Origin of the sequence: Actinoplanes sp. NPDC049548 (genome assembly GCF_040676695.1) — a bacterium.
Classification (GTDB): Bacteria; Actinomycetota; Actinomycetes; order Mycobacteriales; family Micromonosporaceae; genus Actinoplanes.
This window is the reverse complement of record NZ_JBFAPM010000007.1, coordinates 106,911-120,872: the sequence shown is the minus strand read 5'-3', so window position 1 is coordinate 120,872 and position 13,962 is coordinate 106,911. Positions and strand designations below refer to the sequence as shown.

Genomic DNA, 13,962 nt, shown 5'->3' with positions numbered 1-13,962 from the left:
CGACCGCCGATGCGGCGATGAACGAGCGGCCCTACGTGACGGCCTCGTAGCGGGCTCGGAGCGCCGCGCCGTCGGGGCGGCCGTGCAGGCGCAGCCGGGCCATGCCTCCGTCCGGGAAGATGTCGAGCCGCACGTGGGTCGCGACCGGGACCACCGCGACCGGGAAGCGGTGCCGGGTGTCCGGGCTCAGGCGGACCTGGGGCAGCAGCTCGAACCAGTCGTCCGGGTCGTCGAGCAGGCCGGTACGCGTGTCGATGCCGCGCAGGGTGGCGCTGCCGGGGGCGTTGCCCTTGAAGTGGCTGGTGTCCAGTTCGGCGAGCTCGATCACGGCGGGCGCGGCGAGCTGGACCAGGACCCAGTCGTTGCCGTCGTCGCGGCGGCGGGAGGTCTCCCAGCCGTCGCCCATCGAGCGGGCCACGCCCGGGTTGAGCATGTTCTGCGGGTGGCCGTAGAACATGTTGCTGCAGCCGGCGATGCGGGCGCCGTACTCGGCCGCGGCGACGTCGAAGACGCTGGGGAGCAGGCGCGGGTCGGGGACCACCTCGCCGTGGACCCGCAGGCGGGCCACGCCGCCGTCCGGGTAGATGTTCAAGCGGATGTGGGTGTAGCGCTGGCGGGAGTCGACGGCGAAGAGGTTCTGGCTGTCCCCGGCGAGCGGCGAGCGGCGTACCAGGGGCGTCCACTGTGCCTCGGCGAGCTGGGTCGCGTCGGGGTAGAAGTCGAAGGCGCATCCGTCGACCGACGCGTACGGCGGGTAGTTGCCGGTGAAGAACGCGGTGTCGATGTCGATGCCGTGCACCACGCCCGGCGCGCCCAGCCGGATGATCGCGGTGTCGTGGCCGGGTTCGCGGCGGCGCCGGGTCTCCCAGCCGTCGTACACCTGGCCTTTCTGGCCGAACGTCTGCGGTGCGAACACCGGGGTGGCAGGGTCGACGAGATGGTCGGCGGCGGCGAAGAACTCGTCGTTGGCGTGGACCACCCCGCCGCCGAAGGTGCGCGACGCCAGGTCGGGCAGGAGTGTGAACTCTTCCATCAGGAGACCTCCCGGGTGAGGAAACGGCCGTGCGGTGCGGCGCCGGTCACCGTGCGGCCGCGCAGCCAGGTCGTGCGGACCACCCCGGTGAGGGTCTTGCCCGCGTACGGCGTGACGGGGTTGCGGTGGTGCAGCCGCGCCGGATCGACGACGAAGGTCCCGTCCGGGTCGAAGGCGACCAGGTCGGCGTCGGCGCCCACGGCGATCCGTCCCTTGCGGGTGAGTCCGACGAGGTCGGCGGGCCGCCGGGCCATCCAATCGGCGACGTCGCGCAGGGCGTACCCTCGCTCGCGCGCCGCCGTCCAGATCACCGGCAGCCCGAGCTGGACGGAGGCGATGCCGCCCCACGCCGCCGCGAAGTCGCCGGTGTCGCGGCGTTTGAGGTCGGGGGTGCAGGGCGAGTGGTCGCTCACGATGCAGCTGATGAGCCCGTCGGCGAGCGCGGCCCACAGGCGGTCGGAGTTGGCGGCGTCGCGGATCGGCGGGCAGCATTTGAACTCGGTGGCCCCGGCGGGGATCTCGGCCGCGTCGAGGGTCAGGTAGTGCGGGCAGGTCTCCGCGGTCACCCGCAGTCCGTCGGCCCGCGCGGCGGCGATGAGCGGCAGCGCGTCCGATGCCGACAGGTGCAGGATGTGGACGCGGGCGCCGGCGGCCCGGGCCGCCTCGATGGCGGTGGCCACGGCGGCATGTTCGGCGTCGGGTGGGCGGGAGGCCAGGAAGTCCGGGTACGCCGGGGACGACGCGGCCGCGTGCAGGTGGTCGGGGTCCTCGGCGTGGATGACGAACAGCGCGTCGACGGCGGCCAGCGCCTCGGCGAGCTGTCCGGGGGTCAACGGAGGGAACTCGGGCACCCCGGAGTCGGCGAGGAAGGCCTTGAAACCGAACACGCCCGCAGCGTGCAGGCCGGGCAGCGCCGCGGCGTTGCCGGGGATCGCCCCGCCCCAGAAGCCGACGTCGACCTGGATCTTCCCGGCGGCCGCCTTCTTCTTGATCTCGAGCGCATCGGCGGTGACCGTGGGCGGCAGGCTGTTGAGCGGCATGTCCACGATGGCGGTGACCCCGCCCGCCGCGGCTGCCCGGGTCGCGCTGGCGAAGCCCTCCCATTCGGTGCGGCCGGGCTCGTTGACGTGCACGTGCGTGTCGACCAGGCCGGGCAGCAGCGCCAGCTCGCCGAGGTCGAGGTCTTCGGCGGCGGCGATCACCGCGTCGTAGGCGTCGACGGCGACGATCCGCCCGTCCCGGACCGACACGGCGGCGGCGTGCTCGCCACCGGGGGTGACGGCGCGGCGGGACCGCAGCACGAGATCGACCATGAAGCGAGCCTAACCGCCCGGCGTCGCCGAGCGGCTACGTCGCGTGAAGCCACTCACGCGAGTGTCATCAGCTCTTCGCGGGAGAAGCCGACCGTGTCGGCCGGCAGGGCTCCGCAGTCGAGGCCCCGGAGCAGATAGCCCGCGAGGGCGCGCGCCGTCGCGGGTTCGTCGAGGATGCCGCCGGCCTGGCGGTCATGGTAGCGGCGCAGGCGGGTCATCGCCGCGTCCATGCCGTCGGCGAAGAAGGCGTACGTGGCGGCGAAACGGGTCGGCAGCTGGGCCGGGTGGAGGTCCCAGCCCTGGTAGAAGCCGCGTTCGAGGGAGCGGCGCACGAGCCGGTGGTGCAGCGCCCATGCGTCGTGGACCGCCACGTCGGTGCCCACCGGCAGGATGTTGGTGGAGCCGTCGGAGAGGCGTACGCCGGTGCCCGCGGCCGCGGCCTGCATCACGGCCTTGGCGTAGTCGGCGACCGGGTGGTCCATCGCCTGGTACGCCGCCGCGACACCGGCCGCGGCGCTGTAGTCGTACGTGCCGTAGTGCAGCCCCGTGCACCGGCCCGCCGCGGCGGTGATGAGGCGGGCGACGGTCGCCGTGCCGTCCGCTCCCAGCACCGCGGCGGGCAGCTCGATCTGGATCTCGAAGCGGAGGCGCCCGGCGGGCAGGCCGTACGCCCGCTCGAGCCGCTCGCAGAGCGCGACCGCCGCCTCGACCTGGGCCGGCCCGCTGACCTTCGGCACCGTGACGACGAACGGCTCCCGATAAAGCTCGAGCCACAGGTCGAGGGTGCGCAGCGCCCGGCGCCGGGTGGGCGCCTCGAGCGACTTGATCCGGATGCCGACGAACGGCGGGCGGGGGCCGTCGAGGAGCACCGCGGCGGCCTGTTTGACGGCGGCGTCCTCCCGGTCGTCGTCGCGGACGCCGTACCCGTCCTCGAAGTCGATCCGCAGGTCCTCGATCGGCTCGGTGGCGAGCTTGTCCCGGACCCGGTCGGCGAGCGCGGCCGGGAACGGCAACGGCGGGTGCTCGTCGAGGACGGCCAGGGCCTGCGTGCCCCACTCCCGGAAGCCGGCGATCCGGTCGGCCGGGATGTAGACCGTGTGCACCGGCTGCCGTCCGGGCCGCTCCCCCGGATAGCGGGCGGCGAGGAACGCGTCGTGGGCGGCGAGCCGGTCGTCGATCGCGGCGTAGTCGTCGTCGCGCAGCCGCACGGTCAGTCGATCGAGTCGTAGGCGGCGGTGGTGAGGAAGTCGGCGAAGTCGTCGGCGAGCGCCACCCGCTCGAACAGCTTGCGGGCGTCGTCGAAGCGGCTCGACGCCCACGCCTCGTCACCCAGCGACTCGCGGATCTTGGCGAGCTCCTCGTCCTCGATGCGGCCGACGAGGTCCGCGGTGACCGGGGTGCCGTCGTCGAGGCGGACGCCGTTGTGGATCCACTGCCACACCTGCGAGCGCGAGATCTCGGCCGTGGCGGCGTCCTCCATGAGGTTGAAGATCGCGACCGCGCCGTTGCCGCGCAGCCAGGCCTCCAGATACTGCAGGGCGACCGAGACGTTGGAGCGCAGCCCGGCCTCGGTGACGGCGCCGCCCGTCGCGGCCACGTCGAGCAGCTGCGCCGCCTCGACCGTGACGTCGTCGCGCCGCCGGTCCAGCTGGTTGGGGCGGTCGCCCAGCACCCTGTCGAAGATCTCCCGGCACACCGGCACGAGGTCGGGGTGGGCCACCCAGGAGCCGTCGAAGCCGTCGCCCGCCTCGCGCTCCTTGTCCTCGCGGACCTTGGCGAGGGCCACCTCGTTGACGGCCGGGTCGCGCCGGCTCGGGATGAAGGCCGCCATGCCGCCCATCGCGAAGGCGCCCCGGCGGTGGCAGGTCGAGACGAGAAGCTCCGTGTACGCCCGCATGAACGGCGCCGTCATCGTCACCGAGGCACGGTCCGGCAGCACCATCGCGGGATTGTCGCGGTAGTACTTGATGATGCTGAACAGGTAGTCCCAGCGGCCGGCGTTGAGGCCGGAGATGTGCGGGCGCAGCGCCCACAGGATCTCGTCCATCTCGAAGGCGGCCGGGATCGTCTCGATGAGCACGGTCGCGCGGATGGTGCCCACCGGAATGCCGAGGGCTTCCTGGGCGTGGGTGAAGACGTCGTTCCAGAGGGCCGCCTCGTGGTGCGACTCCATCTTGGGCAGGTAGAAATACGGCCCGGAACCGCGCGCGACCAGCTCGGCGGCGTTGTGGAAGAAGTAGAGCCCGAAGTCGACGAGGGCGCCCACGGCCGGCTCGCCGTCGACCGGCAGGTGCCGCTCGTCGAGGTGCCAGCCGCGCGGCCGCATGACGATGGTCGGGTAGGGGCCGCCGCCCAGCTCGTACGTCTTCTTGTCGGTCTCGAGCCGGATGGTGCGGCGGATGGCGTCGTGGAGGTTCTGCTGGCCGTCGACGACGTTGGCCCAGTGCGGGGTGTTGGCGTCCTCCAGGTCGGCGAGCCAGACCTTGGCGCCGGAGTTGAGCGCGTTGATCGTCATTTTGCGCTCGGTGGGCCCGGTGATCTCGACCCGCCGGTCGGTGAGGTCGGCAGGCGCGGGCGGGACCGTCCAGTCGCCGGCACGGATCTCGGCCGTCTCCGGCAGGAACCCGAGGCTGCCACCGGCGGCGATCTCGGCGCGGCGCTCCGCGCGGCGGGCCAGCAGCTCGTTGCGGCGGGGCCGGAACCGGCGGTTCAGGTCGGCGACGAACGCCACGGCCTCGTCGGACAGGATCTCGGTCACGGGCGGGCACTCCCTTCACAGGTTGCTCTCCGTACCGTATCGGTCCGGGCCTTGCCGCGCGCAGGGCCTGTGGACAAAGCGAAGGGCGACGGCCCCCGCGGGGAACCGGGGACCGTCGCCTTCCTCATTCCTTCTGACAATTGGGGATGGTCAGAAGTTTCCGAACGAGTCGCACTTCGCCTTCTGGGTGATGCAGTTGCGCACGCGCTCGGCGAGCGGCTTCGTCTCCCAGGCGTTCATGAAGTCGCCGTGCATCGACAGCGCGCCGCCGGAGGAGAGCTTGAACCCGGCCGGGCCACCGGAGGTGGGGTAGCCGATCACGAAGGACAGGGAGGGGATGGCCACCGGGAACTTGCCGCTCCTGCACGTGCCGTCGGGGCCGGTCGAGCCGACGTGCGACTTGTGGTCCGGGCTGTCCAGGTGCACGCCGTCCCAGCAGTCCGGGAACGTGAGCTGGTAGGTCAGCTCGGCGGTCTTGGCGCACACCGGCCAGTTACCGTCGGTGCTGCGCCCGATCTCGCCGCCCGCGCCTGCGCACCAGAACTGCCCCGGCGTGCCCTTCGGGGACGCGGCCTGGTTCTTGGCGTTACCCGCGATCATCCGCAAGCCCTCCGGGAACGGTACGGTCTCCGTCGGGTCCTTCAGCCGCGAGCCGTAGTACACCGTGACGCCGTGCGGATCCACCGGCTTGCCGTTCTCCTCCAGCGTGGGGATCCAGTACGCCGACCGGTCCACCTTCGGCTCGCAGCTGGTCTCCTTGCTGGCGAACAGCGACTCGTTGGTGGACGACGCATCGGTGCTCTTGTTACCGAAGAACGAGTGCAGGTGCGAGGCGCCGGCCATGCCGGGGAAGACGATCGCGTCGTCGGCGAGCCGGTGGCTGATCTTGCAGGCGGCGTTGAACTCGGGCACCCGGACGTTCCCGGCGGGCACGGGCTTCGCCACGGTGGCCCGGTACTCGGCGAGCTGCTTGTCCCACTTGGCCTTGTCGATCTTCACCCAGCCATCCCCGTCCGGGGCAGCGGTCGAAGGCGCGGGCGCGGAAGGCGCGGCAGTCACCGTCCCCAGCGTGAACCAGTTGATGTTGACGAAGTCGGCGCGCTGAGAGCTCTTCAGCACCGCGAAGACCGTCTGAGCGCCGGAGGGAACCGACTTGGCCTGCGCCGTGACCGTGGTCCACTTCTGCCAGCCACCCGTCCTGCTCACCGGGAACGTGGCGAGCAGCGCGCCCGACTGCGAGCCGAGGTGCAGCTCGATCGAACCGCCGGCGGCGTTGTCCGAGGCGACGCGGGCGGACAGGTTCGCGCCGGAGACCGTCACGTTGTCGTAGCGCAGCCAGTCGCCGTCGGCGAGCCAGCCCACGTTCTTGCCGCCGTCGGCGTCGCCGGTGTTTTCGGTCTGCGCCCCGGACTGAGCGGCGAAGGACTCGGCCTGCAGCCGGCCCGGCACGGCGTTCTCCGCGGCGCTGGCGTTGGCGATGTAGACGGCACTGCCGCCGAGCGCGACAGCGACCGCGGTGGCGAGCACCACGCGGGTGGTGCGCCGGCGCTTCTTCGCCGGTTCCGGGGCGGCGTGCAAGGCAGATCTCCGCATTACCAATCCTTCGACGAGAGCGGGGCTAGCGCATTTCGCGAGGAAGTATGCCCAGCTCAGCGCGCTTGCTTCAACCCTTGAAGAAACATTTGAGGATGGGCTTGCGCGGGTCCGCAGGTGGCCGCGTTATCGCTACGAAATAACAATTTCTGTGGACCTCAGCCTTAAAAGTTCCTTAAGCGCCGCTGCCACGCCGGGTGGCGACGCGAAGCGCACAGAGAGGCCGGTCGTCGCCACAGCCACGGTAGCTTCAGGTCGGTGAGCGAACACAGGCAGCAGCAGACCACGGCGGAGCAATACGCGGCCTGGACGGAAGCGGAGTGTGCACGCATCGAGATCGTGGACGGGACGGTCGTCGTGCGTCCGAGCGCGTCCAAGCGGCACAACCGCCTGGCCCGGCTTCTGGCGAACGCCTTGGATGTCGCCGCGGGACCGGACTGGAACGCGGACACCGACTTCGATGTGCGGCTCCAGGACGTGCCGCTGAACAACCGTCGTCCTGACGTGACGCTATTGGCGTGTCGAGCAGGCCGCCACCGGGGCACCTCTCGTCTACACGTACGTTCTCGACCCGGCGACCAACCGCTACCGCGACAGTGAGGTCTTCACCGGTGTCGTGAAACTGGCCGCGCCCTTCTCCGTCGAGCTCGATCTGGGCCAGATCTGATTCAGGCGGGGTACCAGGGCACGTCGGCCGGTGGCACGTCGTCGCGGGTCACCGTTCCCTCGATGAGCCCGTACGGCCGGTCGCCCGCGATGAACACCTCCCCCGGGTTCTGCAGGTCGAACGGCGACAGGTCGACCAGGTAGTGATGCTTGTTGGGCAGCGCCAGGCGGATCTCGGCGATCTCGGGCCGGCTGTCCAGCACCCGGGTGCCCATACTGAACAGCGTCTGCTGCAGCGAGTAGCTGTACGTGTTGACGAACGCGTTGACGAGCGCGTCCTTCGCCTTCTCGAACGACTCGCCCCACTCGGTGGCGTCCGACAGGTGCCGCCAGCGGGCGTCGACCTCGGTGGCCAGGATGCGGTCGGTGGTCTCGGGCAGCGTCGTGTAGCGGTCGCGGGGGAAGCCGTGGAACTCCGACGCGGTGGTGTTGAGCACCACGAAGTCCTTCAGCCCGGACACGACCTGGGTGAAGCCCTCGCCCACGGTCACCGTGCACAGCCGGGTGAAGTCGCCGCGGCGCCGGAACGAGTGCGGGCCGAGGCGCTCCCAGCCGTACGCCTCGATGCCGACCCGGGCGGTGACGATCTGCGGTTGCGTCTCGACGAAGTGCCGGCCCAGCCGCAGCGCGAACGCCTCGGGCTCGCCCACGCCGTGCTCGCGCGCGAACGCGTACACGGTGTTCTTCATCGTGTCGGTCGGCAGGACGCCGGCGTTGTCCCCGGTCAGATGGGTTGCCGACAGGTCACCGGCGAGGGCCACACTGACGTTGAGGTCGGTCAGCCCGTGCGTGTCGCCGCCGCGCGTGACGTGCACGAGCCGGGTCTCCGCCTTGCCGTATCGGTTGGGTCCCAGCACGATCGCCACGCGTCAGCTCCCTCGGTAGGTGGTGTAGCCGTAGCGGCTCAGCAGCAGCGGCACGTGGTAGTGCCGTTCGGGGTCGTGCACCTGGAAGGCGACGGTGATCTCCGGGAAGAACGCGGCGCCGCCCAGATAGGGCTCCACATAGAACACCAGACGGTAGCCGCCGGCCTGCCAGTCGTGCACCGGCACCCGGTGCTTGAGCCGGCCGTCGTCGTCGGTGCGCCCCTCCGCGATCAGCCGCCACCCGTCCGCGTCGCGCCGTTCCAGCCGCACGTACACGTCTCGGGCCGGCTCGCCGGACGCCGTGTCGAGGATGTGGGTGGAGATCCGCGCGTGGAACTCCGCCTCGAACCGCTCACCCGAGCCCATCGAGCACCCTCTCCAGCCGCAGCAGCGCGATCTTGCGCAGTTCCCCGGCGACGATCCGGCGTTCGGTTCCCTCGTCGTTGCGGAGGCGCTCGCGGGCGGCGGCCAGGATCTCCTCCTGCGTCCGCCCGCTGGCGAAGATGAGGAAGACGTGGCCGAACCGCTGCTCGTACGCCCGGTTGGCGTCGGCCAGCTCGGCGCGGACCCGCTCGTCCGTGCCCGCGGCCGCCGTGGACTGCTCGCGGCGCGACCATGCCGCCTCCCGCGACTCGCCTGCCGCGCGCTCCCCGATGCGGGGATGGGCGGCGAGGCCCTGCTGGACCTGCTCCCAGCTCAGCTCCCGGGCGGCGGTGTCGGCGGCGGACAGCAGGGCCGCCCGCGACGGGTACGGCCGCCCGGCCGCGACCGCCTCCACCCAGGCCGGCACGGCACAGACGGCGAGCAGGGTGGCGGTCAGCTCGTCCGCGGGCAGCGCGTTGAACGCCTTCACCCGGTCAGTCAACCAGATCCGCGTACGCGAGACTGGGCCGGTGCTGATCTCCGCCGCCGCGCTTCCCGACCTGCCCATCCGGCCGATCCTGCCGGACGTGGCGGCCACCCTGGCGACGCACGGCGCGGCGGTGCTGGTGGCGCCGCCCGGAACCGGCAAGACCACCGTCGTGCCGCTGGCCCTGGCGTCGGCCGACGGCGGCCGGGTGGTGGTGGCGGAACCGCGCCGGGTGGCGGCACGGGCCGTTGCCCGGCGGATGGCCGCGCTGCTCGGCGAGGAGGTGGGCGAGCGGGTCGGCTACACGGTTCGCGGCGACCGCCGGGTGTCCTCGCGGACCCGGGTCGAGGTGGTGACCACCGGTGTCCTGGTCCGGCGGCTGCACCGGGATCCGGAGCTGGCCGGCACGGCCGTCGTGGTGCTGGACGAGTGCCACGAGCGGCATCTGGACTCCGACCTCGCGCTGGCGTTCCTGGTGGAGGTGCGCGCCGCTCTGCGCCCCGACCTGCGGGTGCTGGCGACGTCCGCGACCGCCGAGGCGGAGCGCTTCGCCGGCCTGCTCGGCGACGTCCCCGTGGTGACGGCCGCCGCCGCCCTGCACCCGGTCGAGGTGCACTGGTGCCCGCCGCCCCAGCCGGTCACCCCGGCACACGGTCTGCGCGTCGATCCCCGGCTGCTGGACCACGTCGCCTCGACGATCCGGCGGGCGCTCGCCGAGAGCGACGGCGACGTGCTGGCGTTCCTGCCGGGCGCCCGCGAGATCGAGACGGTCGCCGGGCGCCTGCACGGCATCGCCGCCACCGTGGTCCCGCTGCACGGCCGGCAGCCCGCCTCCATCCAGGACGCCGCGCTGCGCCCGGCGGCAGGGCCGCGGGTGGTGCTGGCCACCGCGGTCGCCGAGAGCAGCCTCACGGTGCCGGGCGTACGCGCGGTCGTGGACGCCGGCCTGAGCCGGGTACCCCGGATGGACCACGCCCGTGGGCTGGGCGCGCTGGTGACCGTGCCGGTGTCGCGTGCCTCGGCGGTGCAGCGCGCGGGCCGTGCCGGCCGGGAGGCGCCCGGCCGCGTGTACCGCTGCTGGTCGCAGGCGCAGCACGAGCGCCTGCCCGCCCAGCCCGAGCCCGAGGTGGCGGCGGCCGACCTGACCGGGTTCGCGCTCGACCTCGCTCTGTGGGGACATCCCGATGGCAGCGGCCTGGCGTTGCCGGACGCCCCGCCGCCGGGCGCGCTGCAGGCCGCGATGACCACGTTGCGGGCCCTGGGCGCCACCGGCGACGACGGCCGGGTGACCGACCGTGGACGCCGCCTGGCCGACGCCGGGCTGCATCCGCGCCTGGCCCGGGCACTGGTCGACGGCGCACCCCTGGCCGGGGCCAGGCGGACGGCCGAGATCGTGGCGCTTCTCGACGCCGGCGCGACCGGGGACGACGTGGTGCTGGCGTGGCGCCGGGCCCGCTCCGAGTCCGACCGCGCCTGGACCGCCGAGGTACGCCGGCTCACCGCCGCCCTCGACCGGCAGGAGGGCCCGCGAGAGCCCGGCGGCGGGCGCCTCGGCGACGACCTCGCGGCGGGGCTCGTCGTCGGTCTCGCGTACCCGGAACGGGTGGCCCGGGTGCGGGAAGCCGGCTCCCGCGCGTACCTGATGGCCGGCGGAACCGCCGCGGAGCTGGCCGCCGGCAGCGGCCTGGCGGGGACGACCTGGCTGGCCGTGGCCGACGCGGACCGCGCGCCCGGCGCCCGCACCGCGCGCATCCGCAGCGCGGCCCCGCTGGACGAGACGACGGCCCGCGCCGCGGCCGAGACCCTGACGGCGACCGAGACGGAGATCGGCTGGATCGACGGCGACGTGGTGGCCCGGCGGGTGGAGCGGCTTGGGGCGATCATCCTGGGCGAGCGCCGGCTCGAGGACCCGGATCCGGCGCTGGTGCGGGCCGCCCTCCTCGAGGGTCTGCACCGCGAAGGGCTCGGGCTGCTCACCTGGTCGCCGGCGGCGACGGCACTGCGGCAGCGGCTCGCGTTCGTCCGCGCGACGCTGGGCGAACCGTGGCCGGACGTCTCGGACGAGGCGCTGGCCGGCGGCGACTGGCTCGACATCGGGCGGGCGCGCCGTCGCGCGGACCTCGCGCGGATCGACGTCGCCACGGCGTTGCGGCGGCTGCTGCCGTGGGAGGTCGCGGGCCGCCTGGACGAGGTGGCGCCGGAACGTCTGCGGGTGCCGAGCGGCTCGGCGATCCGGGTCGACTACACCGACCCGGCCGCCCCTGTGCTCGCGGTGAAGCTCCAGGAGACCTTCGGCTGGCAGGACACCCCGAAGCTGGCCGGTGGGCGGGTTCCCGTCGTGCTGCACCTGCTCTCCCCCGCCGGCCGGCCGCTGGCCGTGACGAGCGACCTGGCGTCCTTCTGGGTCAACGCCTACCCGCACGTCCGGGGCGAGATGCGCGGCCGCTACCCGCGCCATCCGTGGCCCGAGGACCCGGCCGCCGCCGCGCCGACGCGGCGGGCCAACCCTCGCAGGTCCTAAGGCATGACGGCGATGCCCGGGCCGGGCTGGGTGGGGATGGTGCGGATCAGGGTGCGTGCGGGTGCCGGCTGCCCGAACAGGTAGCCCTGACCCAGGTCGCAGCCCAGGGTGGCCAGCGCCCGCGCCCGGTCGGGCGTCTCGACGCCCTCGGCCACGACGACGACGCCGAGCTCGGCGCAGATCCGCAGCACCGAGCGGCACAGCGCGCCGGCCCGCTCGGGCGCGACGTCCACATCGGTCAGCGACGAGTCCAGCTTGACGATGTCCACCGGCAGCGAGTGCAGCTGGGCCAGCGCGTTGAACCCGCTGCCGAAGTCGTCGAGGGCCACGCGTACGCCGCGCTGCCGCAGCCGGTGCAGCACCTCGACGGCGGGCGGCAGCTCCGGGATGCGGCGGGTCTCGGTGATCTCCACGACCAGGCGCGACGGGCGTACGGCGTGCCGCTCCAACGCCCGCAGCACCCCCTCCTCGAGCCCGTGCTGGCCGAGCCGCGCCGCCGACACGTTGACGTGCACGTCGATCGGGCGGCCGTACGCGTTGGCCAGTGCCGCCGCGTCCGCGCACGCCTGGTCGAGCACGAAGTCGTCGATGGCCGCGACCAGCCCCGTGCGCTCGGCGACCGCCACGAAGACGTCGGGATCCACCGGCCCGGCGACGGGATCGGTCCACCGGGCCAGCGCCTCGACCGCCACGACGGCGCCGTCGGCGAAGCGCACGATCGGCTGGTAGTACGTCTCGAAGCCGAACTCGCCCGGCGCGCTCACGGCGCGGGCCAGCAGGTGAGGCAGGTCGGCGTTGGGTCCGCCGTCGGCGCCGGAGTAGCGCGCCATGGCGTTCTTGCCGCGGCGCTTGCTGACGTACATGGCCGCGTCGGCGCGCCGCAGCAGCACGTCGGCGGTGAGGTTGCGGTCCTCCGGCTCCGGCAGGACCAGGCCGAGGCTGGCGCTGACCGCCACGGTGTGCCCGTCGATCGCGTACGGTTCGCGCAGCGCCGTCAGGATCCGGTGGCCGATCTCCTCCGCCTCGGGCGCCCGGCGCTCGAGCAGGACCGCGAACTCGTCCCCGCCGAGCCGGGCCACCAGGTCACCGGGGCCCACGGCGGCGGCCAGGCGTTCGGCGAAGATCCGCAGCAGCCGGTCGCCCACGGCGTGGCCGAAGCCGTCGTTGATCAGCTTGAAGTCGTCGAGGTCGGCGAAGAGCAGGGCCACCGGCACCCCGCGATACCGGTACGCGTCCAGCGCGAGCACCAGCCGCTCCTGGAACAGCGCCCGGTTGGCCAGCCCGGTCAGCGGGTCGTGGTACGCCTGGTGGTGCAGCTTCCGCCGGCCCTCGGAGACCCGTGCCAGCAGCACCATGTTGTCCACGATGGTGAACATCTGCCGCGCCACCACCAGCCCGAGGACCAGCCAGCCGAGGTACGCCTCGTACGACGTCAGCCGCCCGCCGCCGCCGGTGCGCACCGCGATGAACACGCCGGTGGCGACGACGGGCACGTACGGCAGCAGCAGGTGCAGCCAGTCCCGGTCGACCCGCTCGTCGGCGGGCGCGGCGCCGAGGCCGCGGTTGCTCATCGCGGCGAGCGCCAGCAGCGCCGGCCCGAGCAGGTACCCGGCCGACTCCCACGGAGTGAGGGCGCCGGGGTCCGCGCGCAGCAGCCTCAGGGTGTCCGAGCAGCCGAGCGCGAGCATGGCCCACACCATCAGCCGCAGCGGCGCCCGGGCCGCTCGCGAGGACGGGCGCGTGACCAGCAGCAGCACGCCCATCACGACCAGCACCAGGTCGACGATCGGGTACGCCGCCGCCACCGCGACGACCCACGGGTCCCGTCCCGCCGTGTCGAGGGGCCGGTCGGGCAGCACGGACCACACGATCGCCAGCAGCGAACCGGTGATCAGCACGCTGTCGATGACCAGCACCGTGCGGTCGCGCCGCAGGGACGCCTGCGCCGGCCGGGGCAGGGCCATGGAGCCGGCGACCAGCGCCACGAAGGTCAGCAGGGGCAGGGTCAGCAGGGCCACGTCGGCGACCGTCACGGCGGGCGTCGGCAGCGGCCCGGCGACGTCGCGGATCGTCCACCACAGCCGCACGAGCGCCCACGTCGTGAGGGCGGCGCCCAGCAGCAGCCGCCACAGGATCCGGGCGCCGGTGTGGCTGCGGGCCGCGTGGAAGCAGGCGAACGCGGCCAGGGCGCCGGCCACGAACTGGGCGGCGTCACCGTAGAGCCGCTGCCCGGCACCGGCCGGGACGGCCCACGCGCCGACGGCCGTGACGGCGGCGACGACCGCCAGCGTCACGGGCAACCGCGCCGAGCGTCCCGTCATCACCACCTGCTGCGCCTTCGAGAACCAACCGGTCACCGGCG

General features: G+C 73.3%; 11 protein-coding genes. 2 read left to right on the top strand and 9 right to left on the bottom strand.

From position 1 onward, the window contains the following. Window positions 1-31: 31 nt before the first annotated feature. From alc to AB0J80_RS16085, 5 genes are all read right to left on the bottom strand, one after another. Entirely contained in the window at window positions 32-1,033 is a 1,002-nt protein-coding gene (gene alc, locus AB0J80_RS16105) for an allantoicase (protein ID WP_364705250.1), read from the bottom strand. After that, on the bottom strand, window positions 1,033-2,346 hold the full coding sequence (gene allB, locus AB0J80_RS16100) for an allantoinase AllB (protein WP_364705248.1): 1,314 nt from the start codon (window positions 2,344-2,346) through the stop codon (window positions 1,033-1,035). Before allB ends, alc begins: the two co-directional genes overlap by 1 nt. A 53-nt stretch (window positions 2,347-2,399) precedes the next feature. Continuing rightward, window positions 2,400-3,554, bottom strand: coding sequence for an aldolase/citrate lyase family protein (locus AB0J80_RS16095; protein ID WP_364705247.1), 1,155 nt, complete (start codon window positions 3,552-3,554; stop codon window positions 2,400-2,402). Window positions 3,555-3,556: 2 nt separating this feature from the next. Then, the gene (aceB, locus tag AB0J80_RS16090) at window positions 3,557-5,104 is read right to left on the bottom strand and encodes a malate synthase A (protein ID WP_364705245.1); all 1,548 of its coding nucleotides are present in this window, start codon (window positions 5,102-5,104) and stop codon (window positions 3,557-3,559) included. A gap of 150 nt (window positions 5,105-5,254) precedes the next feature. Next, window positions 5,255-6,697, bottom strand: coding sequence for a DUF1996 domain-containing protein (locus tag AB0J80_RS16085; protein WP_364705243.1), 1,443 nt, complete (start codon window positions 6,695-6,697; stop codon window positions 5,255-5,257). A gap of 258 nt (window positions 6,698-6,955) precedes the next feature. On the opposite strand from AB0J80_RS16085, the gene AB0J80_RS16080 reads away from it, so the two are divergent. Next, entirely contained in the window at window positions 6,956-7,297 is a 342-nt protein-coding gene (locus AB0J80_RS16080; RefSeq protein ID WP_364705241.1) for a Uma2 family endonuclease, read from the top strand. Between the two features lie 68 nt (window positions 7,298-7,365). Here the strand turns inward: AB0J80_RS16080 and pucL are convergent, their stop codons facing one another. From pucL to uraD, 3 genes are read right to left on the bottom strand one after another with little or no spacing between them, the layout of a single operon-like run. Then, window positions 7,366-8,229: a factor-independent urate hydroxylase gene (gene pucL, locus AB0J80_RS16075; RefSeq protein ID WP_364705240.1), complete on the bottom strand. Its 864-nt coding sequence runs from the start codon at window positions 8,227-8,229 to the stop codon at window positions 7,366-7,368. 3 nt (window positions 8,230-8,232) lie between these two features. Continuing rightward, window positions 8,233-8,595 (bottom strand): hydroxyisourate hydrolase, encoded by a 363-nt coding sequence (uraH, locus tag AB0J80_RS16070; protein ID WP_364705238.1) that lies wholly within the window; start codon window positions 8,593-8,595, stop codon window positions 8,233-8,235. After that, window positions 8,582-9,094: a 2-oxo-4-hydroxy-4-carboxy-5-ureidoimidazoline decarboxylase gene (gene uraD, locus AB0J80_RS16065; protein ID WP_364705236.1), complete on the bottom strand. Its 513-nt coding sequence runs from the start codon at window positions 9,092-9,094 to the stop codon at window positions 8,582-8,584. Before uraD ends, uraH begins: the two co-directional genes overlap by 14 nt. A 31-nt stretch (window positions 9,095-9,125) precedes the next feature. Between uraD and hrpB the strand changes: the two genes are divergently transcribed. Beyond that, window positions 9,126-11,600, top strand: coding sequence for an ATP-dependent helicase HrpB (hrpB, locus tag AB0J80_RS16060; protein ID WP_364705656.1), 2,475 nt, complete (start codon window positions 9,126-9,128; stop codon window positions 11,598-11,600). Here the strand turns inward: hrpB and AB0J80_RS16055 are convergent. Beyond that, on the bottom strand, window positions 11,597-13,957 hold the full coding sequence (locus AB0J80_RS16055) for an EAL domain-containing protein (protein WP_364705234.1): 2,361 nt from the start codon (window positions 13,955-13,957) through the stop codon (window positions 11,597-11,599). The two genes, hrpB and AB0J80_RS16055, sit on opposite strands and share 4 nt — an antisense overlap. Window positions 13,958-13,962: the final 5 nt, after the last annotated feature.

Excerpts from the sequence above, each read along its gene's own strand:
- allB (WP_364705248.1), bottom strand. The coding sequence starts at position 2,346 with ATGGTCGATCTCGTGCTGCGGTCCCGCCGCGCCGTCACCCCCGGTGGC.
- alc (WP_364705250.1), bottom strand. The coding sequence starts at position 1,033 with ATGGAAGAGTTCACACTCCTGCCCGACCTGGCGTCGCGCACCTTCGGC.
- AB0J80_RS16085 (WP_364705243.1), bottom strand. The coding sequence starts at position 6,697 with ATGCGGAGATCTGCCTTGCACGCCGCCCCGGAACCGGCGAAGAAGCGC.
- uraH (WP_364705238.1), bottom strand. The coding sequence starts at position 8,595 with ATGGGCTCGGGTGAGCGGTTCGAGGCGGAGTTCCACGCGCGGATCTCC.